This is a genomic window from Paenibacillus konkukensis, from assembly GCF_023523925.1.
Lineage (GTDB): Bacteria > Bacillota > Bacilli > Paenibacillales > NBRC-103111 > Paenibacillus_S > Paenibacillus_S doosanensis.
In genome coordinates this window covers 5,738,717-5,763,187 of sequence record NZ_CP027059.1, presented here as the reverse complement: position 1 = coordinate 5,763,187, position 24,471 = coordinate 5,738,717, and the positions used below count along the sequence as shown (strand labels likewise).

At 53.1% G+C, this 24,471-nt stretch carries 29 protein-coding genes; 5 read left to right on the top strand and 24 right to left on the bottom strand.

The features are described from left to right. Window positions 1-125: 125 nt before the first annotated feature. The 3 genes from SK3146_RS25080 to SK3146_RS25070 form a co-directional block, all read right to left on the bottom strand. Entirely contained in the window at window positions 126-1,118 is a 993-nt protein-coding gene (locus tag SK3146_RS25080) for a Gfo/Idh/MocA family protein (protein ID WP_249861326.1), read from the bottom strand. A gap of 106 nt (window positions 1,119-1,224) precedes the next feature. Beyond that, the gene (locus SK3146_RS25075; RefSeq protein ID WP_249861325.1) at window positions 1,225-1,785 is read right to left on the bottom strand and encodes an HD domain-containing protein; all 561 of its coding nucleotides are present in this window, start codon (window positions 1,783-1,785) and stop codon (window positions 1,225-1,227) included. A gap of 21 nt (window positions 1,786-1,806) precedes the next feature. Beyond that, window positions 1,807-2,550 (bottom strand): NAD-dependent protein deacylase, encoded by a 744-nt coding sequence (locus SK3146_RS25070; protein WP_249861324.1) that lies wholly within the window; start codon window positions 2,548-2,550, stop codon window positions 1,807-1,809. 296 nt (window positions 2,551-2,846) lie between these two features. On the opposite strand from SK3146_RS25070, the gene SK3146_RS25065 reads away from it, so the two are divergent. Genes SK3146_RS25065 through SK3146_RS25055 form a run of 3 tightly spaced genes read left to right on the top strand, consistent with a single transcriptional unit; the run spans window position 2,847 to window position 5,413 of the window. Beyond that, a complete protein-coding gene (locus SK3146_RS25065) occupies window positions 2,847-4,106 on the top strand; it encodes a M20/M25/M40 family metallo-hydrolase (protein WP_249861323.1) in 1,260 nt (419 codons plus the stop codon). A 21-nt stretch (window positions 4,107-4,127) separates the two neighbouring features. Further along, window positions 4,128-4,931: a DUF3100 domain-containing protein gene (locus tag SK3146_RS25060; protein ID WP_249861322.1), complete on the top strand. Its 804-nt coding sequence runs from the start codon at window positions 4,128-4,130 to the stop codon at window positions 4,929-4,931. Then, entirely contained in the window at window positions 4,931-5,413 is a 483-nt protein-coding gene (locus SK3146_RS25055) for a hypothetical protein (protein WP_249861321.1), read from the top strand. Before SK3146_RS25060 ends, SK3146_RS25055 begins: the two co-directional genes overlap by 1 nt. A gap of 144 nt (window positions 5,414-5,557) precedes the next feature. Here SK3146_RS25055 and SK3146_RS25050 read toward each other — a convergent pair whose 3' ends face one another. The 6 genes from SK3146_RS25050 to SK3146_RS25025 all read right to left on the bottom strand — a co-directional run bounded on the left by SK3146_RS25050 (window position 5,558) and on the right by SK3146_RS25025 (window position 10,982). Further along, entirely contained in the window at window positions 5,558-6,463 is a 906-nt protein-coding gene (locus tag SK3146_RS25050) for a response regulator (RefSeq protein ID WP_249861320.1), read from the bottom strand. A gap of 11 nt (window positions 6,464-6,474) precedes the next feature. Next, window positions 6,475-7,752, bottom strand: a complete 1,278-nt coding sequence (locus tag SK3146_RS25045; RefSeq protein WP_249866432.1) for an ATP-binding protein — start codon at window positions 7,750-7,752, stop codon at window positions 6,475-6,477. A gap of 211 nt (window positions 7,753-7,963) precedes the next feature. After that, a complete protein-coding gene (locus SK3146_RS25040) occupies window positions 7,964-8,614 on the bottom strand; it encodes an amino acid ABC transporter permease (protein WP_249861319.1) in 651 nt (216 codons plus the stop codon). Window positions 8,615-8,624: 10 nt separating this feature from the next. Further along, entirely contained in the window at window positions 8,625-9,278 is a 654-nt protein-coding gene (locus SK3146_RS25035) for an amino acid ABC transporter permease (protein WP_249861318.1), read from the bottom strand. A gap of 92 nt (window positions 9,279-9,370) precedes the next feature. After that, window positions 9,371-10,216 carry a transporter substrate-binding domain-containing protein gene (locus SK3146_RS25030; RefSeq protein WP_249861317.1) on the bottom strand — a complete coding sequence of 282 codons (846 nt, stop codon included), beginning with the start codon at window positions 10,214-10,216 and terminating at the stop codon, window positions 9,371-9,373. A gap of 37 nt (window positions 10,217-10,253) precedes the next feature. After that, a complete protein-coding gene (locus SK3146_RS25025) occupies window positions 10,254-10,982 on the bottom strand; it encodes an amino acid ABC transporter ATP-binding protein (protein ID WP_249861316.1) in 729 nt (242 codons plus the stop codon). Window positions 10,983-11,305: 323 nt separating this feature from the next. On the opposite strand from SK3146_RS25025, the gene SK3146_RS35160 reads away from it, so the two are divergent. Beyond that, a complete protein-coding gene (locus SK3146_RS35160; RefSeq protein ID WP_349655163.1) occupies window positions 11,306-11,503 on the top strand; it encodes an anti-repressor SinI family protein in 198 nt (65 codons plus the stop codon). Window positions 11,504-11,542: 39 nt separating this feature from the next. Here SK3146_RS35160 and SK3146_RS25015 read toward each other — a convergent pair whose 3' ends face one another. The 3 genes from SK3146_RS25015 to SK3146_RS25005 form a co-directional block, all read right to left on the bottom strand. Then, entirely contained in the window at window positions 11,543-11,878 is a 336-nt protein-coding gene (locus SK3146_RS25015; RefSeq protein ID WP_249861315.1) for a helix-turn-helix domain-containing protein, read from the bottom strand. Window positions 11,879-12,148: 270 nt separating this feature from the next. After that, window positions 12,149-12,523, bottom strand: a complete 375-nt coding sequence (locus tag SK3146_RS25010; protein WP_249861314.1) for a VanZ family protein — start codon at window positions 12,521-12,523, stop codon at window positions 12,149-12,151. 58 nt (window positions 12,524-12,581) lie between these two features. Further along, on the bottom strand, window positions 12,582-12,923 hold the full coding sequence (locus tag SK3146_RS25005) for a helix-turn-helix domain-containing protein (protein ID WP_249861313.1): 342 nt from the start codon (window positions 12,921-12,923) through the stop codon (window positions 12,582-12,584). A gap of 382 nt (window positions 12,924-13,305) precedes the next feature. Between SK3146_RS25005 and SK3146_RS25000 the strand changes: the two genes are divergently transcribed. Beyond that, window positions 13,306-13,485 (top strand): hypothetical protein, encoded by a 180-nt coding sequence (locus SK3146_RS25000; RefSeq protein WP_249861312.1) that lies wholly within the window; start codon window positions 13,306-13,308, stop codon window positions 13,483-13,485. A 3-nt stretch (window positions 13,486-13,488) separates the two neighbouring features. Here SK3146_RS25000 and SK3146_RS24995 read toward each other — a convergent pair whose 3' ends face one another. From SK3146_RS24995 to SK3146_RS24940, 12 genes are all read right to left on the bottom strand, one after another. Beyond that, window positions 13,489-14,616, bottom strand: coding sequence for a DegT/DnrJ/EryC1/StrS family aminotransferase (locus tag SK3146_RS24995; protein WP_434006821.1), 1,128 nt, complete (start codon window positions 14,614-14,616; stop codon window positions 13,489-13,491). Between the two features lie 66 nt (window positions 14,617-14,682). Further along, a complete protein-coding gene (locus tag SK3146_RS24990) occupies window positions 14,683-15,342 on the bottom strand; it encodes an acetyltransferase (RefSeq protein ID WP_249861310.1) in 660 nt (219 codons plus the stop codon). 17 nt (window positions 15,343-15,359) lie between these two features. Next, window positions 15,360-15,956 carry a sugar transferase gene (locus tag SK3146_RS24985; RefSeq protein ID WP_249861309.1) on the bottom strand — a complete coding sequence of 199 codons (597 nt, stop codon included), beginning with the start codon at window positions 15,954-15,956 and terminating at the stop codon, window positions 15,360-15,362. Between the two features lie 50 nt (window positions 15,957-16,006). Beyond that, the gene (gene galE, locus SK3146_RS24980; RefSeq protein WP_249861308.1) at window positions 16,007-17,116 is read right to left on the bottom strand and encodes a UDP-glucose 4-epimerase GalE; all 1,110 of its coding nucleotides are present in this window, start codon (window positions 17,114-17,116) and stop codon (window positions 16,007-16,009) included. Between the two features lie 35 nt (window positions 17,117-17,151). After that, window positions 17,152-18,117, bottom strand: a complete 966-nt coding sequence (locus SK3146_RS24975; RefSeq protein ID WP_249861307.1) for a glycosyltransferase — start codon at window positions 18,115-18,117, stop codon at window positions 17,152-17,154. Next, complete coding sequence (locus SK3146_RS24970; RefSeq protein WP_249861306.1) at window positions 18,114-18,338, bottom strand: hypothetical protein; 225 nt, start codon at window positions 18,336-18,338, stop codon at window positions 18,114-18,116. The genes SK3146_RS24975 and SK3146_RS24970 overlap by 4 nt, the downstream gene beginning before the upstream one ends. 32 nt (window positions 18,339-18,370) lie before the next feature. Continuing rightward, window positions 18,371-19,114: a glycosyltransferase family 32 protein gene (locus SK3146_RS24965; RefSeq protein WP_249861305.1), complete on the bottom strand. Its 744-nt coding sequence runs from the start codon at window positions 19,112-19,114 to the stop codon at window positions 18,371-18,373. A 26-nt stretch (window positions 19,115-19,140) separates the two neighbouring features. Continuing rightward, window positions 19,141-20,199: an EpsG family protein gene (locus tag SK3146_RS24960; protein WP_249866431.1), complete on the bottom strand. Its 1,059-nt coding sequence runs from the start codon at window positions 20,197-20,199 to the stop codon at window positions 19,141-19,143. Between the two features lie 34 nt (window positions 20,200-20,233). Continuing rightward, entirely contained in the window at window positions 20,234-21,139 is a 906-nt protein-coding gene (locus tag SK3146_RS24955; RefSeq protein ID WP_249861304.1) for a glycosyltransferase family 2 protein, read from the bottom strand. A gap of 7 nt (window positions 21,140-21,146) precedes the next feature. Next, window positions 21,147-22,232, bottom strand: a complete 1,086-nt coding sequence (locus SK3146_RS24950; protein WP_249861303.1) for a glycosyltransferase family 1 protein — start codon at window positions 22,230-22,232, stop codon at window positions 21,147-21,149. Between the two features lie 36 nt (window positions 22,233-22,268). Further along, window positions 22,269-23,336 carry a glycosyltransferase gene (locus SK3146_RS24945; RefSeq protein WP_249861302.1) on the bottom strand — a complete coding sequence of 356 codons (1,068 nt, stop codon included), beginning with the start codon at window positions 23,334-23,336 and terminating at the stop codon, window positions 22,269-22,271. Beyond that, window positions 23,299-24,465, bottom strand: coding sequence for a glycosyltransferase family 4 protein (locus SK3146_RS24940; RefSeq protein WP_249861301.1), 1,167 nt, complete (start codon window positions 24,463-24,465; stop codon window positions 23,299-23,301). The genes SK3146_RS24945 and SK3146_RS24940 overlap by 38 nt, the downstream gene beginning before the upstream one ends. Window positions 24,466-24,471 lie beyond the last annotated feature (6 nt).

Here is a 24,471-nt window from a genome sequence, read left to right as displayed (position 1 = left end):
AGCTCAGCCTGTGCTACGAGAAAACGTTGGCCGAAGTCTCCGCGGGTTAAAGTTGAACGCTTCGCCCGTACGATGCGGAGCCGCCCTTAAGCGCCTGGCGCAGAGAGCGGCTCCGTTATTGTGCATTACAGTATCTTGCGGTCGGCCGGAAAGACGAGCCCCAGCTGCCTTCTCGCTTCATCCATAATTTCCATCGTCGTTAGCGAATTCGCGTGGGAGTTGACGGCCGATTCCCGCTGGCCGCTGTGCAGCAGCCGGATAAACTCCTCTACCTCATATATCATGTTGCGGGCCGCTTGAGACTGCGTCAGCTCCTCTACGCTGCCGTCTCTATAGCGGATATGCACCTGTTCGGGCTGGTTGATCTTGTCGATGATCATCGTGCCGCCTTCTCCTTGAATCTCGGAGGGCGCGTACGACGATGTGATTTTGGAATACATCACCATGCCGTCCATCTCTTCATACGACAGCAGCATGCTCCCTTGCCCGTCTACGCCCGATTCCAGCATGATCCCGTTTGCTTGAACGCGGGACGGCTTGCCGAATAATGCGACGAGCGGATATAGGCAGTACACTCCGATGTCCATCAGCGAACCGTTCGACAACGCGGGATTGAACGCGTTCAGCACCGTTCCCTGCTTGTAGGCGTCATAGCGGGAAGAATATTGGCAATAGCTCGCGAAATACCTCCGCACCGGTCCGATCTTGTGAAGATTCGAGCGAATCGCCGCAAAATTGGGCAAAAGCGTAGACTTCATCGCCTCCATCAGGAGAACGCCGTTATCCCGCGCCGTCCGGATCATTGCCTCAAGCTCGGCCGTATTGGAAGCGATCGGCTTCTCGCACAGCACATGCTTGCCGCCCTTCATGCACAAGATCGCCTGCTCGGCGTGCAAGCTGTTCGGGCTGGCGATGTACACGGCATCCAGCTCCGCGCTCGACGCCATCTTCTCCAGATCGGTAAACGTATGAGAAATCCCGTGCATGGCGGCAAACTCCGTAGCCCGGTCGGCGGTTCGCGAATAGACGGCCGTCAAGGCGAAATCCTCCGCCTGGCGGGCTGCCGCAATCAGCTCTTCCGTAATTTTATTCGTTCCGATAATTCCGAATCGCACCATCTTAAGCTCTTCCTTTCCTGCTGCTTCTTAATCGAAATCCATACATTTTATTAGGGACAAAAAAACCAAGCTCCGAATGCACTCGGGCTTGGCTAAGCTAAACCGGCTATCCCGACGAAGGCGGGCCGAACAGCCGCGCGACCTCCTGCTCCAGCGTCTGAAGCAGCGGGAACGGCTCCCGTTCTTTCAAGCTTTCGATCAGCTGCCGAAAATACCATTCCTGCGGCTCCTTGCCCCGCTTGAAGCGGCGCCATACCGCCTCTTCCCCCTCGGCTTCAATCGCTCTTAGCGTGCTGCGGACATTATGAATTTTGTCTGCGCAGGCGACCATCCGAACGTCCCGGGAAGCCGTCTTCAAGGAGTTAATCGTATGGTCCTTCCGTTCCTCCCAAGACAAGGTTTTATCCGGCTCCGAGCAGCCGAGAACGATATCCGCCACCCGCTGCCCGAACTTGCGAACCAGCTCCTCATACGTAGCGTCCGTATCTTCCAGCGTATCGTGCAATATGCCGGCCGCCACCACTTCATCGTCGCAGCCCGCGTCAAGCAGGATCATGCCTACGGCATAAGGGTGGGAAATGTACGGGATGTCCGTCCCTTTACGCACCTGGCCTTGATGGGCACGCGCCGCAAATTCGATAGCTCTCTCAACAAGCGTAGTCAACAAGTTGCGCCACACCTCCTGTTATCAGGATAACCCGCTTAGCTCCGACAATACCTTGCCGACGCTGTCTTGAATCAAGTAATCGGCACGGCCGTCGTAAGGCGTCGGAGACTGATTGATCAATAATAGCTTATTGCCCGTATAATACCGGATTAATCCGGCCGCCGGATGAACCGTCAGCGAAGTGCCGCCGACAATCAGCATTTCCGCCGAGGCGATCGCTTCCGCCGCGCGCTCCAGCACATTCATGTCGAGCGTCTCCTCGTACAGCACCACATCGGGTTTAACGATTTCCCCGCAGACATCGCATGCAGGCACCGCATCCTTACAACTAACGATATGTGGCAAATCAAAAAATTTGCCGCAATTCATGCAATGATTTCGATGAACGGAGCCGTGCAGCTCCAGTACGCAGCGGCTTCCCGCCGCCTGATGCAGCCCGTCGATATTTTGCGTGACGACCGCCCGCAGACGGCCTTCCCGTTCCATATGCGCCAGGGCGGTATGAGCCGCGTTTGGCCGGGCGTCCGGATAAATCATTTTCGACTTGTAAAATTCGTAAAAAAGCTCCGGATGTTCCATAAAAAAGCTCCGGCTGAGTATCGTCTCCGGCGGATAAGAATGTCCGCTGCCGCTCCCGCTTTCGTACAGTCCTCCGGCCGAGCGAAAATCGGGGATTCGGCTCTCCGTGGAGACGCCGGCCCCGCCGAAAAAGACGATATTGCCGCTCGCTGCGGCGATCCGCCGCAACTCCTGCATGCTCATCATGCTTCCCGTCCTTTCTTTCGAAATGATCCGGCATATCCAAACGAAAAAAAAGATCGAGCCCTTGCTTAAGGATATAAAGTTCTACGCAAAACGCACAAATCCTCTTTCATCAGACGTTTTTCGCCGCTTAACGTCCGCGCACAGGCGCGCATATGAAGCGCCGTATTCCCTAGCTGGCTCTACCAAAAGACGCCGATAGACGTTTTTTTCATAGGAATACAAAAAAGCTATGTATTTTCACACTTAAATTAAGTAATATTATATAGCGGAAAAATAATAGACATCAGGAGGTTATTATGCTGTTCAAAGAGCAATTCGAGGAAATTCAGAGCATTGCGCGGACGATCTTCGACAACCCTGAATTGGGCTATAAAGAAGTGAAGACCCGGCAGACGGTCGTCGATTTCTTGAACCGTATCCATCCCGGGATACAGCTCGAAACCTTCAGCACGACGGGGATCAAAACGTCGCTCGGCAGCGGCAAGAAGCTGCGCATCGCCTTCATCGCGGAGCTCGACGCCGTCTATGCTCCCTCGCATTGGCGCGCGGATCAAGCGACGGGCGCGGCGCATAACTGCGGCCACTACACCCAGGTCGCCATCGCGCTGGCGCTGTACAAGTATTTCTATACGACCGGCGCGTACCAAGCTTGGGATTATACGCTGACGTTCATTTTCGTGCCTGCGGAAGAGTACCTGGATCTCGCCTACCGGGACGAGCTGCTGAGAAACAAGCGGATTTCGTATTACGGCGGCAAGCCGGAGGCGATGAAGCTCGGCGTGTTCGACGATATCGACATCGGCGTATGCGTTCATGCCATGGGCGGCGAATTTCCGGTGCGGACGATCGAAACGAACTGCGACCTGGCCGGATTTCTGTACAAGCGGTATACGTTCGAGGGCAAGGCGACTCATGCCGGCTTCGACCCGTTCTCGGCGAAAAACGCCTACAGCATGTCCACGCTGTTCAATGTCGCGCTCGGCCTGGCCCGCCAGCAAATGAAAGATTCGGAGAAGGTGCGGATGAATCCGATTGTGATGGAATCCGATATGTCCACCAACGTCATTCCGAACCGGATCAAGGTCGGATCGGACCTGAGAACGCTGACGGTCGATTACATGAAGGAAGCGGCGGTCAAAATGGACGATGCGGCAAAAGGAAGCGCGCTGGCTCTGCAGGGAACCGTATCGATCGAAACGCAGATGGGCTACTTGCCGTTTGTGCAGGACCGCTATTTGTCCGACTTCGTCATCGAGGCGTTCCACGAGAGCGATGAAATCGCCGCCTTCCGGAACGAAACGCCGATCAGCGCCGCGGGCGACATCGGGGATTTGTCTTACATGATCCCTTGCATCCAGATCGGCTACAGCGGATTTACCGGAACGATCCATGGAGACGACTTCAAGGACATCGATCCCGAGTTCATCTATGAAGTGTTTCCGAGATTTCTCGCCCAGGTGTTCGAGCGCTTCAACGGGAGAATCGACCGTTCCAAGCTGTACCGGAGATCCTATGAAGACTATGAGAAACTGATCTTATCGATCGCGCAACAGTAATTAACGGAAAAGAGGATTATCATGAAATCGACGGCTTCCAAGTCCCAATTTATACTTCTGCTCGTATTCGCGCTTTTGGTCATTACCGTGTCAGAGTTTATCGGCATCCAAGCCGTTAAGATCGGTTCGATCAAAATCAGCTTTCTGCCGCTCGTCTACGCGATCCTCATCACGATGATTCTCGGGATCACCGTAGTGCGCAAAGGCATCCTGAAGAAAGTTTACAGCAAGGATAACGTGAACTTTTCGGGCAAATATTTGATCTTCATCATGCTGCCCTTGATGGCCAGATACGGAGCGGACGTCGCTCCCAAAATTCATGAGATTTTGCAAGTCGGCTGGATCTTCGTCATTCAGGAGTTCGGTCATCTGTGCACCGTGCTTATCGGGCTGCCGATCGCCATTCTGATCGGTCTGAGGAGAGAAGCCATCGGCGCGACGCTTGGTATCGGCCGCGAAGGGGAACTCGCCTACATCTCCGAGAAATATACGCTCGATTCGGATGAAGGCCGCGGCGTATTGTCGCTGTACATTATCGGGACACTGTTCGGAACGCTGTTCTTCAGCATCGTGACCCCGATTCTGCTGTCGTTCGGCTTCGACGTAGAAGCATTGGCGATGTCGGCGGGCGTCGGCTCCGCGAGTATGATGACGGCCGCTTCATCGGCCCTGGTGGCGGGAATCCCGGCCAAAGCGGACACCATTACGGCCTACGCGTCGGCAAGCCAGCTATTGACCAGCTTCATGGGCACCTATACGATGGTTTTCCTTGCAGTTCCTATTCAACGCTTTATGTACAAACTACTGGTTAGAGGTGCGAAATAATGGACGGCGGATTAAATAAATACGCAAAATACGCTTTGGTCTTGTTGCTCAGCATAGGTCTCATCCTGTTCACGCAGGAAATCAAGCTGCTTAAAAATCCCGGCGGCACACCGATCTCCATGACGACGATCTACGGATTGATCGTGCTGTGGCTGTTTTCCTTCATCGGTATTTTAATTTCCGGCCTCATGAAGAAGGTGCCGCTCAAAATCATTCAAGATTTCCCCGTGCTCGGCTGGGTGTCGATTACATCTCTTGTTTTTTGTCTTATTTCCGATTCCTTCATCAAAATGATTCAGGCCGTCGACTTCCTGTCGATCACGACGCCGATTCTGACCTTCGCCGGCATTTCCGTTGCCGACCGTTTGATCGATCTGCGCAAAACGTCTTGGAAGGTCGCCATTGTCGCTATCTTCGTGTTTAGCGGAATGTATGTGGGCAGCGCGATTTTAGCGCAAATCGGGCTTCACGCTTCCCGGTAGGGACTTCCCGCTCACGTTCCTTTTTTCTTAGGCGAACGCTGACGCTTTTCCAGATACAACTGGCCCTCCGCTCTTTTCTCACCGGGCTTTTACAGCCAATCGTAAATAACCTCCGCCCGCGTCATGCGGCCGAGGTTATTTGCGCTACTCTCTGATCTTATCGAGCGTCTGCAAGTAGAGCACCTGCAAAAACTTTTTGATATTTACTTTCCCTTTATCCTGCGTTTTGTTCTCGTCGATTTCTTTCATTTTCAGCCGGACGTCCTGGAAGTCGAAGTAAAGCGGCGCATAATGCTCGAACTTCGGATTGCCGTAATCGGTAAGGCCGATGCTGGCCAGATGGTTCAGCGCCGACAGGACGGCGCGGCGGATGCGCTGCTCGACCGCCTTTCCTTCCTTATCCGTATCGGTGGTTCCGTCGGGCTTATGCGCGCGGGCGGCGACCTCGTACAGCTCTTTGAGCGACGGCAGCGCCTCCGATTTGTGTACCTGCACCAAGTAGTCGATAATCTCGACGATGTCGCGGCTTCCGGCATCGCCGATCACGCCCAGATCCATCAATATCGGCTGAACGACTTCGCGGACGCTCGGCTTTTTTTTGCCGGCGCTGCGGTCCGGACTGCCGATAATATCCAGCTTGGCCAGCGATTCTTTGATCTCCTGCAAGTAACGGCCGATTTTCCACTGCTCTCCGACCCGGGACAGCACCGCCTCGACCTCGATCCGGTTAATCGGCTTCTGAATATAGTATTCGATTCCGGCCTGGTACGCTTTGCCGATCATCTCTTTGTTCTCGATTTGGGAAATCATCACGTATTTGCCCGCATAGCCTTCGCGCTTCAAGCGAATAATCGTCTCGATTCCGTCTTGATCGGGCATGAGCAAATCGATGAGCACCACGTCGGGATGCGCGTCCAGCACCGCTCGGGTGCCGTCCGTCCCGCTGCCGGCCGTAGCTATCACCTCGCCCAGCCCGCCGTTCTCAATAATGGTCTGCAGCATTCGCCGGCTTACGGCGTCATCGTCGACAATACAATAGGATAGCATCATCCGTTCACCCCTTACTTCAATGCCGTAGTAGGAAGAGATACAATGAATGTCGTCTCATCGGTTTGATCGCGGCTCTTCAGCCGTATCGTCCCCCCGAAGGAACGCACAATGTCCCGCACGTGCGACAGCCCGATACCCGTCGCGGCAATGCCTTCCTGACTGTACTTGGTCGTAAAGCCGGGCTCGAATACCATCTCCTTGTCCTGCTCCGAAATGCCGCTCCCCGAGTCGGATACGATAAATACCGTGTCCTCGTGCATCTCGTAAACTTGGATGCGCACGGTCCCCTTCCGTTCGATCGCCTCGACCGCATTGGCGGCCAAATTGTTCAGCACGGTTAATAGCGGAATATAATGAGACGTAATATAATCGGACCGCACATCTTTCTCCAAGCTCGCTTCCTTGAGCAGCATCCTGCCGTATTCTTCATTCGACCGCATCACGAACTGGACAATCTCCGACAGCTTCATCTCGGAAGCGGTTTCCCTGTCGGACAGCTTTAATAAGCCCGCGAGAATGCGCTGCGAATCTTTTTTTACCTCGTGGATTTGCTGCGTAATTTCGAGAATCGAGCGGCTGTATTCCCAGCCTTCCTTCGCCTCGTTCAGTCGGCAGTACAGATCGTAGCTTTTGGCTGTAATTTGCTCGATCGTATCCATCGACTTCTTCAAATAAAACACTTCGCCGTACAGCCCGCTGCCGATCTTCAGCATCTGCTCCATCCGCTTTTGCTGCTCGGCATGAACGATTCGCATTTGACTGACCGTAAGGCTGCTGTACAGCCCGACGGTAAAATAGCAGCGCACCACCGCGGTCACCGAAATGAGCAGCCATTGGGACAGCTGGACATACGGCAGATGAAACAGCGTGCTGCGGGCAATCAGCTCCATTTCATTGGACAGAAAATCGATCCCGGCCGTACACGCGCCGAGAAGCAGCGGATGAAGCACGTGCAGCCGCTTCTGAATCCAGCTCATTCCGATGGAAAACACGATATAATAGAGCATCGCGGAGAAATGCTTGCGCACGCTCTCCAAAATCAGCAGATGGTCGGCCGAAGCAGTGTCCTCCAGCATACGGAACAGCAGCACGGCCACTCCGACCGCTACCCCGGTTTTGACATAAGGCAAGTGCCGCATCAGCAGCAGAAAAAACAAAAAGGCGCTGCTCCCGAGCCCAATCCGGAAAATTTCCCCGCTAAAAGGGGTGATCTTGAATTCGCCGGCAATCGCCACCAGCAGCGCGATAATCAGGATCTGCATGCCTGTGCTCTTAAACCGGTTTTGCATCCACTCCAACGATTGCCCCTCCTCTCAGCCCGAAAGGGAATGATTCACTTATATGGACGCTTCATCCTGATTATACCTATCTTCTATTTTACCACGTTCGCCATGCTTTAGCGTAGCGGAGAACATTTCCTGACGGTTCGGACGCGCGAGCAAAAAGCCAACCTCCTGAACACGCATTCAGAGGTCGGCACGGAGCCGTGATGCCGTCCGGTTAAATCAGCCGGTTCTCCAATCGTTTGGCCGCCAGCGACAAAGCGTAATTGACGGTAAAATAGAGCAGCGCCACCAGCGCCAAAATCGGCAGCGTGTAGTTGTAGCTCTGACCGATTACGATCTTCGAGTTATGCATCAAATCCGGCAAGGAGATAACGATCGCCAGAGATGTGTCCTTCAGCAGCGAAATAAACTGGCTGACCATCGGCGGCACCATCCGGCGCAGCCCTTGCGGCAGCACGATATGCCAAAGGGTCTGGACATAGTTCAGACCGGAGGAGCGCGCAGCTTCGATCTGCCCCTTGTCGATGGAGGCGAGACCGCTGCGGACGATTTCCGAGATCATCGCCGCTTCGAATACGGCAAGCCCGACGATCGCCGAGTTTTCAACGCCGAGCTTGACGCCGATATCCGGCAGCGCAAACCGGGTGAAGAAAATAATCAGCAGCAGCGGCAGATTGCGGACCAGCTCGACGACGACGGCCAGCACCGGAGCGACCACCGGCATTCGGGTGTAGCGAAGCGTCCCGACGATACAGCCGATGATAAAGCTGAGCACGATGGCGATGAACGCCACGCGCAGCGTAACGACGAAGCCTTCGAGTATAAATACGAGATTATGGGCGGAAAAAGCGCCTGCGATATCCATAGACTCCCTCCTATCCGGCTTTTGCCAATTTGCGTTCTAAATGTAAGGCCATGTAGCTCAAAGGGAGGGTCAATACCAAATACAGCACGGCGACGAAAATATACGTATCGAACGTGGCGTACGTTTTGCTGGCTACTTGATCGGCGTAATACATCAGATCGAGTCCGGCGAAAGCGCCGAGAATGGATGAGTTTTTCACCAGATTAATGAATTGGTTGCTGAGCGGCGGAATGACGATCTTGATCGCCTGCGGCAGCACGACATGGCGCATCGTCTGCATGTAGTCCAGACCCGATGCTCTGGCGGCTTCCGTCTGCCCTTTGGGAACGGCCATAATGCCGGCGCGGATCGCCTCGGCCACGAAGGCGGCCGTATAGATCGTCAGCCCGATCGTGCCGCAGACGAAGCCGCTCAGCGTAACGCCTATCGACGGCAGCCCGTAAAAGAATACGAAGATGACCAGCAGCAGCGGAATGTTGCGGATAAACTCGACGTAAGCCGTTCCGAACCACTGCAGCGGCTTGAGCGGCGTAATCCGGAACACGGCGATGATCGTACCGAGCAGGAAGCTTCCGACCAGCGCGATGGCGCTCGACAATATCGTATTGCCGAAGCCCTTCATGTAGGTGCCGAAGTAATCTGTAAAAATCGTGATGTCGGGCATGCTTCATCCCCCTTTCGTTATTGCGTAAAAACGCATCCCTATGCGGGAAGAAAGACGGGAGACGCACCGGTCTCCCTCTTCGCTCGCGATTCTTATTTGGACGGCGCCTTGCCGATCCATTTCTCATAAATTTTGTTGTACTCCCCGCTCGATTGCAGCGTCTTGAGTCCGTCGTTGACCGCCTGCAGCAGTGCGGATTCGCCCTTTTTGATCGCGATGCCGTACGGCTCGTCGGTGAACGGCTCGCCGACGACCTCATAGTTGGAATCCTGCGCGGCCATGCCGTACAAGATCGCATTGTCGGTCGTCAGCGTATCGCCTTGGCCGGCCTTGAGCGCGCTGAACGCATCCTGGTAATTGTCAAACTCCAGCACGGTGGCATCTGGGGACTTTTGCTTAATGTTGTCCACCGAGGTCGAGCCTTTGACGGCCAGCACCTTCGTGCCTTTTTTCACGTCGGCGATGGTTTTGATCGGGCTGCCCTTCTTCACGAGAAGCGATTGGCCCGCCTTGAAATAAATGTCGGAGAAGTCGACCTGCTTCTTGCGCTCGTCGTTAATCGTCATCGTCGCGATAATCATATCGATCTCTTTATTGTCCAGCATCGGAATGCGCGTCTTGGAGGTTACTTCCTTCAACTCGATCTTGTTCTCGTCGCCCACGATTTGCTTGGCCAGCGCTTTGGCGATATCGACGTCGAAGCCTTCGACCTTGCCGCTCGCCGGGTCCTTCAGACCGAACAGCTTCGTATCGTATTTCACGCCGACAACGAGCTTGCCGCGGCTCTTAATTTCATCGAGCACCGAAGCCGCAGCCGGTTTGGAGCCTCCCGTCCCTGTGCTTGCGTCTCCACCGTCCTTCGTTCCACAGGCGGACAAAATCATTGCGGACAAAGCGATAATCGAAACGCCGGTTGCCAACCATTTCTTTGCTTTCATGGTCAAAACTCCCCTCAATATTCGGAATAGGCTTTACTTAATGATTCAATACCCGGTTCAGGAACAGCCGCGCCCGCTCTTCACGCGGATTGGAGAAAAACTCATGAGGATGAGCCACTTCCTGAATCTCTCCTTTGTCCATAAATACGACCCGATCCGCCACTTCTTTGGCGAATCCCATCTCATGGGTCACGACGACCATCGTCATCCCTTCCGTAGCGAGCGTCTTCATAACGTCCAGCACTTCGCCGACCATCTCCGGGTCCAGCGCCGAGGTCGGCTCGTCAAACAGCATAATTTGCGGCTTCATGGCAAGCCCTCTGGCGATGGCTACCCGCTGCTGCTGGCCCCCCGACAATTGAGACGGAAACCGGTCGGCCTTATCCTCGATCCCTACTTTTTCCAAATAATACATGGCGGTCTGCTGCGCTTCCGACTTGGAAATGCCGAGCACCTTCATCGGCGCCAGCGTGATGTTGTCGATCACCTTCATGTGCGGATACAGGTTAAAATGCTGAAACACCATGCCGATATCCCGGCGCAGCTTGTTAATATCCGTCTTGCTGTCGTTCACCTGCACCTGATTAACGGTCAGACTGCCGCTTGTAATCGCTTCCAATCGATTGATGCATCGAAGCAGCGTGCTCTTGCCGGAGCCGGAAGGACCGATGACCACGACTACTTCGCCCTGATCGATCTCAAGCTCAATGTTTTTCAGAACATGAAACTCGCCATAATGCTTATCCACTTGCTGAAACGAGATCATAGAACCCCCCCCTCTATCAGTCCAAGCTATGTGTGAGAATTGATAACATTTGATGTACTTGATTGTAAAGATTACCTACTGAATCTTACGGAATCCTACATGGGAGTTTGAAGATTTTTTTAAATATTTTTAAAATTCAGAAGAAGGAACGGAGGAAAAAGCGTCGGAGGGCATGTAGAGAGGAGGAATTTCATTTCTGTGAAATATGATACATTTCGTATATTTATCGACTCGCGACGATTGATTTTGCTATAAAAACGTGCAATAATACATTCAAGGATACACTTTGTATCAAAAAAACATACAATTCAGGAGGGGTAAGCGTGAAGACAGCGAAGCAGTTGAATTTTGAGGAGCTTGATGCGGAATGGACCGAACTCATAGTGACGGCACGTCGTCTGGGGCTCAGTACGAACGAAATTCGGGAATTTTTACATAATCCGATGATGTCCGTTATCGACGCAGTGGCGGGAACGGGACGGAGTCCGCACCACTCTGCGCTGTTGAACGCGGCTCAATAGGGTTGTTATTGGGGAAATGCAGAGGGAATCATACGCAAACTATTTCTTAGCATTGCTGCGATTGTAAGCTCTCCATTCGAGGAATTCGCGGAATTGCTGCTTATCGACTCCGGAAGCCATCGCTTCCTTAATCATGTCGTACCATTCCTTGTCCAGCTCGGGTTCCTTGTAAGACGACTCTTCCTGCTCGATCAGGCTGTCGATGGGCACCTTTAATACCGCGGCGATTTTTTCCAGAAATTGAATCGAAGGATTTTTCTGAATATCCCGTTCCAGGCTGCTGATGTAGGATTTGGCGACCCCAGCCCGCTCGGCCAGCTCGGTGATCGACAATCCCTTTTCTTTGCGAAGCTGTTGAACTCGTTTTCCTATCATGCAAGCCCTTCCTTTACATACCGTAATCAAAGCTAACATACATTGGTTTCATTATATCAAAAACAGAGGGAGCGAACAATTCGCCGTATCCGTTAAAAGTATGGTGAAAAACGCCGACGGCCCATGCGAAAACGTCTTTCGATCGCTGTTGTCCCCCGATTTCTCGAATCGCGAACCGGTAAAACGGTTGAAAATCGGGAGACAAAGGCGAACCGGTGCCGCTTCTATAAACTGTTCCCGCTTGGCGATGTCCGCTTTTTCACCACGCTTTTAAGAGCTTTTCGTCATGATGCCGTCTTTGGCTTTCTCATTGCGGCCTCTGAACTTGGCTGCGCCCAGCAGAAAGAGCAGCCCGGCCAACGTATCCAGCATAACGTCCCGGAAGGATGCAGACCTGTCCGGAACGAAGGACTGATGCCATTCATCCAGCATGGCGGCCAAAAGCGTACAACATAGCGCATACCCGATCGTTCTTTTTCTTATCGCCTTGTAGAATACAAGAGCAAGCAGGCCGAAGGCGACGACATGCGCTCCTTTGCGTACAAACGAATTGGCCCAATAAAGATGGTCCTCCGTCATATTGCCTATATAGCGCTGAATAATAAGCTTCGTATGCTCACCCGTAAACGTCTGCATGGCCGTCATGGCAAACATGCATCCCAATGATCCGATAACTAACGCCCACCAAAACCAAGATTTTGATTTACTTCCTTTTGTCATTGTGCCATTTCATAAATTCAATCACGATTTTATATTCATGAATCCGTTCTTTATCGATGCCTGAATTTTTCAAATCGCAAACAAAATCCATCCATTCCTGGTCAAGGCTTTGCTTCGCGTCCCCATCCGAGGCGATTTTCAGCAGCGTTTTGAGATCGACCTTCAGGACGGAGGCGATTTTCTCCATCACGTGGATCGACGGATTTTGCTTCAGATTTCGTTCGATATTGCTCAAATACGACTTCGATATGCCGGTCCGCTCCGAAAGCTCGGATAGCGTAAAGCCTCTTTGCTTCCGAATGGATGAAATATTGTTACCAATCATGATCTACATCACTCCAAAACGACACATTGAGCAAAATTTCTTGGTTTGTCCACATCACACCCTCGGTACAAATCATGAAACCGTAACCTCCCACGTATGAATCCTCCGTCTGTTACATCCCCTAGTCGATTCCGCCGATTAAGACAGCGGGGCGAAAGCGGCTGAAATCATGTTCATATTTTGTTTGTCACCGCGCTTCTAACCGTCAAGATCAAAGCTATCGGCGCATCACCTCCCTCAATCCGACCTCCTTATCGTGCAGCAGTCGAAAGCCGGGCCGCATTATGTTAAGATGAACATCACGGCCGCGCTTTCTCGGACGATCTCGGCTGAATACATCCGTCCGTATGCACATAAGGTTTACAAAGGGGGTCATCCTATTATGTATTCGCTTTTGACGGCGTTTCACAAGGCGAAGCGTAAGTATCATAAAGCTATGCATGCTTACAACTGCATCCTTTATAGGGATTGTCTTGACCCGGCAATGAAAGCGCGGCTGCTGCGCAAGCTGCGGCATCATGAACGAAAGCTGCAGAAGCCGGATCAGCGCGATACGCCCTGATCTTTATGCGCTTATGCTGCTATTGCGCACCCAGCACGCTTTGACGCAATCAATGACCCGCAGCTGCTCCTCGTCCGACATGCCCGAACCGGAAGGCAGACAAATCCCCGCGGCGAATAACCGCTCCGATACGCTCTCTCTCTCGCTGTGAGGATAATAAGCGCATCCGGCAAACAGCGGCTGCAGATGGAGCGGTTTCCATACCGGACGAGCCTCGATATTTTGCTCTGCCAGCGATGACAGCAGTTCGGATACGGTCACTCCCGCCTCGCGCTCATCCACCGTTAAAGCGGTCAGCCAGCGGTTGGAACGGGTTTGTTCCAGCTCCGGCATAAAGCGGATTCCCGGCAAGGAAGCCAGCTCCTCGGCGTAACGCCGGAACACGCTTCTTCTCGCCCGGACGCGATCTTCCAGCACTTCCAGCTGCGCTCTGCCGATGCCCGCCAGCACATTGCTCATCCGGTAATTATAACCGCTCTCGCTATGCTGGTAATGCGCGGCCTGATCCCTTGCCTGCGTCGCCAGAAAGCGGGCTTTGTGCAAGCCTTGAACGTCATTGGACACCAGCATGCCCCCGCCGGAGGTCGTAATGATCTTATTCCCGTTAAAGGAAAATACGCCGTACCGGCCGATGGAACCGCTGGCTCTTCCTTTGTAGGCGGAGCCCAGCGATTCCGCCGCATCCTCGATGATCGGAACGCCATAGCGCTCGCACAAAGCCGCGATCTCGTCCATCTTGGCGCTTTGGCCGTACAGATGGACCACAATAACCGCCTTGGGCAGCTTCCCTGCCTGAGCTGAAGCGCACAGCGCCCGCTCCAGCGCCTGCGGAGACATATTCCATGTATCCGGTTCGGAATCGATAAACACCGGTTCCGCCCCTTGATAGCGAATCGGATTGGCGCTCGCTACGAAAGTGAAGCTGGAGCAGAATACCGCGTCTCCTTCCTGAACGTCCAGCAGCCTTAGCGCCAAATGAAGCGCCGCTGTACCCGAGCTAACCGCCGCCGCATCGCGGACTCCCACGCAATCGGCCAGCTCGCGCTCGAAGGCATCCACATTCGGGCCCAAGGGAGCGATCCAATTGGTATCAAAAGCGTCCTGAATATAGGTTTGCTCTTTCCCGCTCATATGCGGAGGAGATAAAAAGATCTTCTTAGGATTCGTTGCCATAGCTTCCAATCACATCCCTTTTCTTCAAATTAAGTTCAACCGGCCTTCAGCAAACATCGGCTTCGTCAGCACCTTGGCCGGCGTGCCGACCGCCGTACAATACGACGGAATATCGCTGATTACGGTAGCTCCCGCTCCGATCACCGCCCAATCGCCGATGTTCTTGCCGGGAATGATCGTAGCTCCGGCCCCGATCATCGTCCCTTCCCTAGCGACGACGGCCCCGGTCAAGGTCGCCTTCGGAGCCACATGGACGAAGTCGCCGATCCGGTTATCGTGCTCGATAATCGCCCCGGTATTAATAATCGAATGATTGCCGATATGGGCGTCGGCATTGACGATCGTATTCGCCATGATGACGGTGCCAAGACCAATGGATGCGCTCTTGCTGACGACGGCCGTTCTATGAACCAAAGAAACGTAGTGCTCGTTCGTTAAGCCTAATCGCGACACGATGGACTTGCGGACCTCGTTATTTCCGATCGCGACCACGAATTTGAGGCCCGCCATATGCTTGAGCAAGCGGGAAGCCGAAGCGACAGGGCCGACATATACGCCGTCCCGGAGCGTCAGCGAATCGTATTTGTCATCAAGTATAGCGGTGAGGGCATAGCTCTCCTCCGCCCGAATCAGGTCCAAAATGACTTTACTGTGGCCGCCTTCGCCGATTACGGCAAGCTCCATTGTTCATCACACTCGTTTCATGAGAATTTCGAGCCGGAGAACCGCTCCATGGTGACATGATTGGCATGGCTGATTCCTTCCGATTTCACAACCTTGAGAAACGTTAAAGCCAATATTTTCAAATCGAGAGCAAAGCTGCGATGATCGACATACCACACATCCAGCTTGAATTTCTCCTCCCACGAGATGCCGTTTCTGCCGTTCACCTGAGCCCAGCCGGTAATGCCGGGCCGCACGTCATGCCGTCTTGACTGCTCCTGCGTGTACAGCGGCAAATAATCCATAAGCAGCGGCCGCGGGCCGACCAGGCTCAAGTCGCCTTTGAGCACGTTGACGAGCTGCAGCAGCTCATCCAGACTGTATTTGCGCAAGAACTGGCCGAACGGCGTGAGCCGGATCGAATCCGGCAGCAAATTCCCGTCCCTGTCCTTCGCATCGTTCATCGTTCTGAATTTGTACAGCATAAAAGGCTTGCCGTGCAATCCGGGACGCTGCTGCCGGAAGACGACGGGCGAGCCCAGCTTCCATCGGACCAATACCGCAACGACGCCGATCAGGAGAGACAAAAACACCAAAAGCACCGCAGCTGTTACCACATCCAACATTCGTTTCATTTCACATCAGGCCCCTGCTTTCTTGAACTGAACGGCACGGCATCCCTTTTTCAAGAGATGTCTCCGCTCGAATAGGCAAAAACCCCGCCGCTTCTTCCGTAGCTGCGAGGTTGTTCTTTCACGCCGAAACCGGCCGCGAAGCTGCTGTCTTCCGCATAACCGTTCGGATTGCTCGATTGCCAGCGCCAAGAGTCGCGGCACATGTCCTCGATCGTCTTCTCGGCCGTCCAGCCCAGTTCCCGCTTCGCCTTGGCCGGATCGGCGTAGCAGATGCCGATGTCTCCCGGCCGGCGCTCGGCGATCTTGTAAGGGATTCGGCAGCCGGTGACCGTCTCGAAGGCCGCGACGATCTCCAATACGCTGTAGCCCCGCCCCGTTCCAAGGTTATAGGCTTCTACGCCGGGCGTGTTCACGATCCTGTCCAGCGCCTTCAAGTGTCCGCGGGCCAGATCGACGACATGAATATAATCGCGCACCCCCGTGCCGTCCGCCGTCGGATAATCGCTGCCGAACACGCGAAGCTCCTTCAGCCTGCCGGCCGCCACCTGAGTAATGTAAGGCATCAGATTGTTCGGCGTCCCGTTCGGATCTTCCCCGATCCGGCCGCTCTCATGCGCGCCGATCGGATTGAAATAGCGGAGCAGCGCAATGCCCCATCCGTTATCGGAAGCGTGCAGGTCGCGCAGCATCTCCTCTATCATCAGCTTGGTCCGGCCGTAAGGATTGGTTGCGCTCAGAGGCAAGTCTTCCCGGATCGGAACCCGCTCCTGCAATCCGTATACGGTGGCCGATGAGCTGAACACGATCTTCTTGACCCCGTACTTCTCCATCACCTTGCACAGGACAAGCGTCCCTGTTATGTTATTGTGATAGTACCAGAGCGGCAGCTGCACCGATTCCCCGACCGACTTATGACCGGCGAAATGAATGACCGCTTCGATCTTATTTTGCGCAAATATTTTCATCAGCTCTTCCTGGTCCAATAAATCCGCCTTATAGAACCTGAAGTTTCTTCCCGTCAATTCCCTTACTCTTCTAAGCGACTCGGGCCTGCTGTTCGCCAGGTTGTCTACGACAACGATGTCGTAGCCGGCACTCAGCAGCTCCACGCAAGTGTGGCTTCCGATATAACCGGAACCGCCTGTGACGAGTATTGCCATCCGGATCATCCCTCCATGTTATGGTTCATAGTTAGTTAACATTCTATCAGCTCGTAAAACTTGTTCAGTTCATCCTGATACCGATTTTGCTCGTAAGAAAGCTGCACCGTGAGCTTATCCCGCAGTTCCTTGGAACGAACGAGCTTGGTGATCCCTTCCGCCAGACCCTGAGCATGTGCAGGAACAACGATTCCTGTTTCTCCATCTGTGATTTGCTGCTTGAACGACGGTATATCCGTCACAACAATGGGACGCTGTAGCGCAATAGCTTCCTCGACGGCGATACAGTGGGCTTCCGTTTTTGACGGTTGAACATAGATATCAGCCCCCTTGACATACGGATATGGATTTTGCTTTTCGCCCATGAGCATAAAATGCTGTTCCAAGCCCAGCCTCTTCAGGCGCTCTTCCAACTCCCCCTGCAGCCCCCCGGTGCCGATCAAATACCATCGTATCGGATAGCCCTCCGATACGATCTGCGAGCATGCCTCAAGCGCAAGCATGACCCCTTTTTCATCACACAGCCTGGCTACTGTCGCTACCCTCGTGCCTTGAAAGCCGTCGTTATCGACAGGCTCCTCCGACAGCCTTTGTACCGTCGCATTGGATACTCGATTATGTATCACGCGGATTTTGTCCGAATGCTCCGGAAAGAAGGATTCGAGCGATCGGCGGGCCGAATCGGCGACGGTAACAATGTAGTCACTGGACACGAAGCTTTTTCTCTCCAATCGCGGACATGGCCAGCCTTGTGTCTGGCTGTAAGCGTAATCCATATGGTTATACATAATTTTTTTGTCCGCATGTACTTTCTCGGCAACGTAATAGTTGCAGAAGAAGTCGAGATAGCTAATCGCAACGTCATACCGGGACTTTAGCTTCGGAAGGAAGCGGCGATACACCTCCCACCTCGCGCCGACCCCCTTGCCCTTGCTGAGCTTGCCCGCAAACGATCCCAGTAGCTTTCCGGCGGCTAGCGATACTCGCCCTTCCGTTATCATTCGGGGAAAGCCTCGCGCAAAGGCATCGAATAGTATGGAAATAACGGAGGAAGTACATTCACTTGCGGCGGAATCATCGTAAACAAAGCTCCGCTATGATCGAACAACAGCAAATCCACTTCATATTTCCGGTAATCCAGGCTTTCCAGGAGCGTGATTAAGCTTTTTTCCGCTCCCCCCGTATGGAGATACTGAAGAACAAACAATAGTTTTTTCTTCAATGTTCAAACCTTCCCTTCACAGATCAAGATGATCACATCCTGTTTACGATACTCCGTAGCTTGGAGATCATCGCAGGACCCATAAGCTTGCTTACACTTTTCTTAACGCGGCTTCTCCAGCGAACATGGGCGGGAAGCCACGATTTGGCAAAATGGTGGATCGTATAGCTGTCATCCGTTATATAGTTGGCGCCGTTGATGTAGTCATACGGGCAAAAATAAGTGCGGGGATATAAAGCTACCCCATTGCGCAGCACTTGATACTGGTTGTTGAGGACAAGCCCGTTGTTCAAACAATGATCTGTAATTACCCTCGTATTCGTCGTCAAATCCAATGAACCGTCCGGCTGCAAAAAGCGGATATCCTTGTAATGATCCAGCAGCTCTTTAATCCACGGATGCCCTTGCACGGCTCCCATAATTCCCGTAGGAACGTGCCTCTCGTCTTCAAAGCCGGAAAAGGCCTCATGATGCCTAAACCGGTCCAGAGACTTTAAAACCTCGACGTCCGTATCCATATAAATGCCGCCATGATGATACAGTGCGTAAAGCCTGACATAATCGCTGACAAAAGCATACTTGCCGGCTTCGTACGCTTGCTTAACGTACAGGTTGGAAGAGATATCGAAATTATCCTCATTCCATTCGACGATTTCATACGGCTTCAGATGCTTCGCCCAGCTTTTCATGCAATTGACGATAATTTGATTCTTCTTCCCTTTACCGAACCAGCAATAATGTATGACGCGGGGAATTTCCGCCTTGCCGCTATTCAACTCCTCAGCCCCTTTCCGAGCTTTCTTCATTTCAAATAATCACTGCTGTAGTACATATGTAAAGAGATCACATTTTCATAATAAAAATAGCCAAAGTAAAGCACGACAATGGAATAATAAATCAACTTTTGTTCTCTTTTGACAAAGAGATGCACAATCCAGGAAAGCAGGATCAAATTGTATAAGCCGAAATAAACGATGAACCTGGCAAATATCCAGTTCTGAGTCGCAATGACCATGAATACGACGCCGAGAATGCACATATTTACGATATAATCTAATCTGGGGTCCATTTGCCGCAATTTGTCCCGCCCCAAGAAGGCAAATACGACAGGCACCGCTTGAACGGCAAGCCTGATGATGTTGGCCCCACCTTCTTGAAAATCTTTATAATTGCTGTACTGAGTATCTTGAATCGCGGAAAATAATAGATTCGAAAACTGGCCGTACCCCATGGCCAAAAAAACGGCGGAGAAAAGCAATACGAAGGTTGCCCCTGTCCATGCTTTTCTTCTGACGATAAAGTAGATCGGGATCAAAATAAACGCACTTTGATGAATCGTCGACGCGAACAAAACGACGCAAATATATTTTTTCCAATTGCCTTCATAGATGTATTTGGTTGCGGCGAACACGATAGCCCCGGCCATAAACTGTCTAATGCCGTTCATTGATACGGTATAAAGCCCGCAAGCTATATATAAATAAACGCTCAATTCAAATAGCTTCGAATATCGGTAGAGAACCCATATGATCAGAACATTAGTTATTAATGCCGTAGAAAATACGAGAATTTGCGGATTATCGGAAATTTGTTTTAAACCCATTTGAAACAAACCGAAACCGATATCTTTGTTCGCCCGGATAGTCTCCCAAGTAAAGTTATTGAGGCGATACGAGTACATATAGTAGTACGTGTCGCCAATGTTATTACGCAGCCCGGAGACCAGAACCAGCGTTGCTACTGCGAAAAAAGCCAGCAAAATGTTCGGCTTCAACGCCTTGACGGAGGAGGGCTTCACGAACCACCTGGAGCACAAGCTAAAGATGTAGGCAAGTGCTATATTCACATATAAAACCGCCACATACCTCATTCCCTTCAATTTAAGCGGCATGCACCTACAGATGATTTTTGATTATGGCGGATTTGCCCGTCTTTTGGATGTAAGCATACAGCGCCAACCCGAAGGGAACCGCCAGCAGTGTCGTCCATTTGTACGGCGATTCCAAGAGGAATCGGTAATTGCGGATCATCAGATTCCCAGATACGTAATGTATCATCTCCCGCAGTCGATCCTTATAGGTCGGAGCGAATTTCATTGCAACCTGGCGAAAAAATAAGAAACCTCTCGGGTTTCGACGATATTGATGGATCATATTCATGCTGGACCCGTCGGCCAAATATTCTACAAAGCATACGATCTCATTCATAATGAGCAGCGGGCACTCTTGATCGATAAGGACGTATTTATAGCTCAACGGGCAATATTTTTCACCGGGAAAAATCGGATACGGAGGACATTTGCGCGTCAGCTCCGAACGATACACCAATTTCTTATCCCCTTTGACCTTGTGAACGGCATACAAGCCGGACAGCGTCGAGGCCTCGATATGATCCGGCATTCTGGTTCCGATCATGGTCCCGTCCACAGAAGCGTCCAGCGCCACAATACCCGCATACTTCGCGCTGCCGTGGCTGCGCCAGAAGGAGACGATCTTCTCGACCGCGTCGTCCGCCATGTAGTCGTCCGAATCGATGCAAACATTAAGCTCCGTGTCGATCAGTTCGTAGGCGGTGTTATGCGCTCCGTGCATGCCTTGATTTTCCTGGTAATGGTAGCGAATCGGCACGCTTCCTTCATCAATCCAGCTCTGCACCAGCTCCCGCGTCGAATCCGAGGAGCCGTCGTCGATAATGAGCCAGACGAAGTCTCTGCTGGTCTGCCTCTTCAAGCTTTCATAGCATAAATGAAGCGTGTACGCGCGGTTGTAGGTCGGCGTAAATACGGTTAATGTCGGAGACATGCTCTATCTATCCCCCCACATGTTTCAAATAATAATCGGCAAGCCATTTGGTCATCGACGCGGCGTCGTACCCGCGAGAACGCAGCAGCTCCGAGGTATCCGCATGCTCGTAGGACGAGGCAAGAATGCGTGAAGCCCAAGCCTCCGGCGATGCCTTCAGACTGAGGAACTGCACGCGCCCCGTCACATCCGTATCCCGCGTGATCGCATCGGAGGCGAAGCATCGCAGTCCGGCGGCCTGGGCCTCGACCATAACGACGGGCAAGCCTTCGAATAACGAAGGGAACAAGAAGCAGTCCATCCCCTGCATCAGATCGGCGACATCTTCCCTGACGCCGAGAAACCTGACTGCCTGCGAGAGTCCAAGCTCAGCTGCCTTTCTCTCGATGGCCGGGCGCAGATAACCGTCCCCTGCCATGACGAGCATCGAATCAGGCCGCTGCCGGTGTACCTCTTGAAAAATATCGAGCAGATACCCGTGATTTTTCTGTTTATTGAATCGGCCGATATGCCCGATTACCAGCTTGCCGCCGGCCTGCAGTTCCCCTCTAATGCGATCGCGGACGGAGGCGTCGAATTGGAACTGCTCGACATGAACGGCATTATTCAAAACCGTAATGCCCTCCGAAGATGTGATGTCTTTGCCGAACAGCCATTGGCCGGCGTTGCGGGAGCAGGCGAAATATTGATTCGGATTATCCTTCATTGCATACCGCGCGTATAAGCGAAACGGCAGCTTCAAATCCAGCCCGAGATCGCTTAAATGACTGTGAGCTATGCGGCAAGGAACGCCGGCCCGCTTCGCAGCGCGAAGTACAAAGCTGCTGTTCTCGTTGATGTGCGAGTGAACGACGCGGTATTCCGAATGCTCGGCGAAGAACGCATCCAATCGCTTAAAATACAACCTGTAATTGCCGGGCTTGATCTGCGGCATCCGAAAGATGCGTCCTCCCAGCTTCATAATTTCTTCATCGTAATGGCCTTGTTCCTCGCGATGCACCATAAAATCGAATTGGATGCGGCTGCGGTCCATTTGCCGGTAATAGTTCATGAGCATCGTTTCCAGCCCGCCCCGGTTCATAATGGTAGCCACTTGAAGCACTCGGATCGCGTTCAGCGCCGATCCCCCCTATCTTGCTATTTTTCTCAGCCGCTCCACGGCTAACAGCATCAAGTAATAGCCGATTGCGAAGCGGAATTTGGCGAAGGAATAAAAGATTCTCCATACATGCGAACAGCGGCCGGTCTCGAACCGACTGAACGATTGCCGGATTCTCCGATCGCGCAAAATCGCCGACAGCTTCTGAACCTTCTTGTACGCCGGGGCTTTATTGCCGGGGCTTATCGTATTCAAGCCGAGTCCCAGCGTATTCAGGCAGATCCGGTTATGCAGCGCCTGCCGGTATTCGGAGGGGAGCCCGTTCGCTTCGATAAAATCTTCCATAAACTGATAGAGGCTGAACCATTGTTCCTTCAAATCCGGCTTATAGCCGGTGGTGACGGAGCTGTCGTTCACCCTCCAATAATGGTAAAAAGGTTTATTGATAAACACGAATTTGCGCGCATGATAGCAAGCGTGAATATTAAACAGCGAATCTTCATTCGTTCCGACGATCTTAAGGTCGACGAACGAGAGCCCGTTCCGCTGAAGCAGATCGGCGCGGTACAGCTTGGACCACACCGTGCCCCATGCATCCAGTAGCTCGGGGCTCGCGATCTCTTCGTTCAGCGGACCGATCAGACGTCTAAGAAGATGGTCGCGCACCTCCTGTCCGTCGTAGCTGACCTTCTCGGGAAGCTGGAACATCTTCTCCTTGGCATGGGTGCCGAACTCGCGGATGTACGTGCACATCACGATGTCGGCATCCTCGCTGACTGCCTGTTCGTACAAGGTCTCATACATGTGCCCGTCGACCCAATCGTCGGGATCGACGAAGCCGATGAACTCCCCGGAAGCCGCCCTCATCCCTTCATTGCGAGCGGAGGAGACGCCGCCGTTCTTCTTGTGAATCGCGATAATTCGCTTGTCCTGCCGGGCATAACGATCGAGAATATGTCCGGAGCGGTCGGTGGAGCCGTCGTTTACCGCGATAATCTCGATAGCGGTCAGCGTTTGCGTCAGCAGCGCATCCAGACAGCGCTCCAAATAAGCTTCCATATTATATATAGGCACCACTATACTTACTTTTGGTTTCATCTCCGCCCTCCAGAAAGTAATGGGCATAAATGCCGGTTAATTCTACCCCGACCCGCTCCAGCGAATAGTGGCGCATCCGGTCTCTGCTCTCGCGTCCCATCCGCTCGCGCAGCGCGCGGGATTGGCTCAGCTGCGCGATTCGCTCGGCGCACTGCCGCTCATCCAGTCCCCGGATTACGTAGCCGCTCAGGCCGTCGGCGATCAGCTCGGAGTGACCGCGGTTTTCCGTCGCTATGACGGGCAGCCCGCAGGCCATGGCCTCCATAATATTGACGGGCAGCCCTTCCCTCAGACTGGAAGCGACGGCCGCGTCGCATAGCGGCAGCAGCTCGGCGATATCGCTGCGGTAGCCGAGAAACTCGACCTGCCGTTCTACGCCCAGCTCTCTCGCCAGGTTGGCGCATGCTTCCTTGAGCTCGCCTTCTCCGGCCAGCAGCAGACGAGCCCGGGGGGCGTCGCTGCCGGCCAAGGCTAACGCCCGGATCAGCCACTGCTGATTTTTATTGCGGTTGAACTCCGCCGCATAAAACATCAGGAAGTCGTCCGGGGCGTAACCCAGCTTCGCCCGCGCTTCCTGCCTCGCCTGATCGCCGAGCGGCCGGAACCGCTCCAAGTCGACTCCGACGCCATGTACGCGATCCACGCGTCCCGCCTTGAACCGCCGTTCCACAGCCAGCCTGTGATCTTCTTCGTTAATGGTGATCAGGCGGTCCGTATAGCGGGACAGCATCTTCTCGATCGGATAGTAAACGAGCCAGTTCAAGAGCGGTGCCCCCTTGCAAAAATGAAACCCGTGTGCGGTATACAGCACTCGGGTTCCGCGCCTGCGCGCCCCGCGCGCAGCCAGCCGGGCCAGCACGCCTCCCATCGGCGTGTGGCAGTGAACCAGCTCATAATTGTTATCGTCGATAATAGATTTCAGCTTGGCGTATACGTCGATATTGCCCAGCTTGAACGGAGAACGCCGAAACGGTATGTCGAATTTCTTATCCGTATAGGGGAGCTCCAGCTTCCCGCTGGCGGCAACATGAACCTCCCACCCTTGCTCCTGGAACCACTTCATATAGGGAAGATGAAACGCTTGGAAATGATAGTCCACCGTTGCGCAGAACAGCACTTTTTTTGCCATATGCGT

What these genes read in the sequence shown, in the direction of transcription:
- SK3146_RS25080 (WP_249861326.1), bottom strand. Translation starts at nt 1,118, where the DNA reads ATGGTGCGATTCGGAATTATCGGAACGAATAAAATTACGGAAGAGCTG.
- SK3146_RS25070 (WP_249861324.1), bottom strand. Translation starts at nt 2,550, where the DNA reads ATGATGAGCATGCAGGAGTTGCGGCGGATCGCCGCAGCGAGCGGCAAT.
- SK3146_RS25065 (WP_249861323.1), top strand. Translation starts at nt 2,847, where the DNA reads ATGCTGTTCAAAGAGCAATTCGAGGAAATTCAGAGCATTGCGCGGACG.
- SK3146_RS25060 (WP_249861322.1), top strand. Translation starts at nt 4,128, where the DNA reads ATGAAATCGACGGCTTCCAAGTCCCAATTTATACTTCTGCTCGTATTC.
- SK3146_RS25055 (WP_249861321.1), top strand. Translation starts at nt 4,931, where the DNA reads ATGGACGGCGGATTAAATAAATACGCAAAATACGCTTTGGTCTTGTTG.
- SK3146_RS25050 (WP_249861320.1), bottom strand. Translation starts at nt 6,463, where the DNA reads ATGATGCTATCCTATTGTATTGTCGACGATGACGCCGTAAGCCGGCGA.
- SK3146_RS25045 (WP_249866432.1), bottom strand. Translation starts at nt 7,752, where the DNA reads ATGCAAAACCGGTTTAAGAGCACAGGCATGCAGATCCTGATTATCGCG.
- SK3146_RS25040 (WP_249861319.1), bottom strand. Translation starts at nt 8,614, where the DNA reads ATGGATATCGCAGGCGCTTTTTCCGCCCATAATCTCGTATTTATACTC.
- SK3146_RS25035 (WP_249861318.1), bottom strand. Translation starts at nt 9,278, where the DNA reads ATGCCCGACATCACGATTTTTACAGATTACTTCGGCACCTACATGAAG.
- SK3146_RS25030 (WP_249861317.1), bottom strand. Translation starts at nt 10,216, where the DNA reads ATGAAAGCAAAGAAATGGTTGGCAACCGGCGTTTCGATTATCGCTTTG.
- SK3146_RS25025 (WP_249861316.1), bottom strand. Translation starts at nt 10,982, where the DNA reads ATGATCTCGTTTCAGCAAGTGGATAAGCATTATGGCGAGTTTCATGTT.
- SK3146_RS25015 (WP_249861315.1), bottom strand. Translation starts at nt 11,878, where the DNA reads ATGATAGGAAAACGAGTTCAACAGCTTCGCAAAGAAAAGGGATTGTCG.
- SK3146_RS25010 (WP_249861314.1), bottom strand. Translation starts at nt 12,523, where the DNA reads ATGACGGCCATGCAGACGTTTACGGGTGAGCATACGAAGCTTATTATT.
- SK3146_RS25005 (WP_249861313.1), bottom strand. Translation starts at nt 12,923, where the DNA reads ATGATTGGTAACAATATTTCATCCATTCGGAAGCAAAGAGGCTTTACG.
- SK3146_RS25000 (WP_249861312.1), top strand. Translation starts at nt 13,306, where the DNA reads ATGTATTCGCTTTTGACGGCGTTTCACAAGGCGAAGCGTAAGTATCAT.
- SK3146_RS24995 (WP_434006821.1), bottom strand. Translation starts at nt 14,616, where the DNA reads ATGAGCGGGAAAGAGCAAACCTATATTCAGGACGCTTTTGATACCAAT.
- SK3146_RS24990 (WP_249861310.1), bottom strand. Translation starts at nt 15,342, where the DNA reads ATGGAGCTTGCCGTAATCGGCGAAGGCGGCCACAGTAAAGTCATTTTG.
- SK3146_RS24985 (WP_249861309.1), bottom strand. Translation starts at nt 15,956, where the DNA reads ATGAAACGAATGTTGGATGTGGTAACAGCTGCGGTGCTTTTGGTGTTT.
- galE (WP_249861308.1), bottom strand. Translation starts at nt 17,116, where the DNA reads ATGGCAATACTCGTCACAGGCGGTTCCGGTTATATCGGAAGCCACACT.
- SK3146_RS24975 (WP_249861307.1), bottom strand. Translation starts at nt 18,117, where the DNA reads ATGATAACGGAAGGGCGAGTATCGCTAGCCGCCGGAAAGCTACTGGGA.
- SK3146_RS24955 (WP_249861304.1), bottom strand. Translation starts at nt 21,139, where the DNA reads ATGTCTCCGACATTAACCGTATTTACGCCGACCTACAACCGCGCGTAC.
- SK3146_RS24945 (WP_249861302.1), bottom strand. Translation starts at nt 23,336, where the DNA reads ATGAAACCAAAAGTAAGTATAGTGGTGCCTATATATAATATGGAAGCT.
- SK3146_RS24940 (WP_249861301.1), bottom strand. Translation starts at nt 24,465, where the DNA reads ATGGCAAAAAAAGTGCTGTTCTGCGCAACGGTGGACTATCATTTCCAA.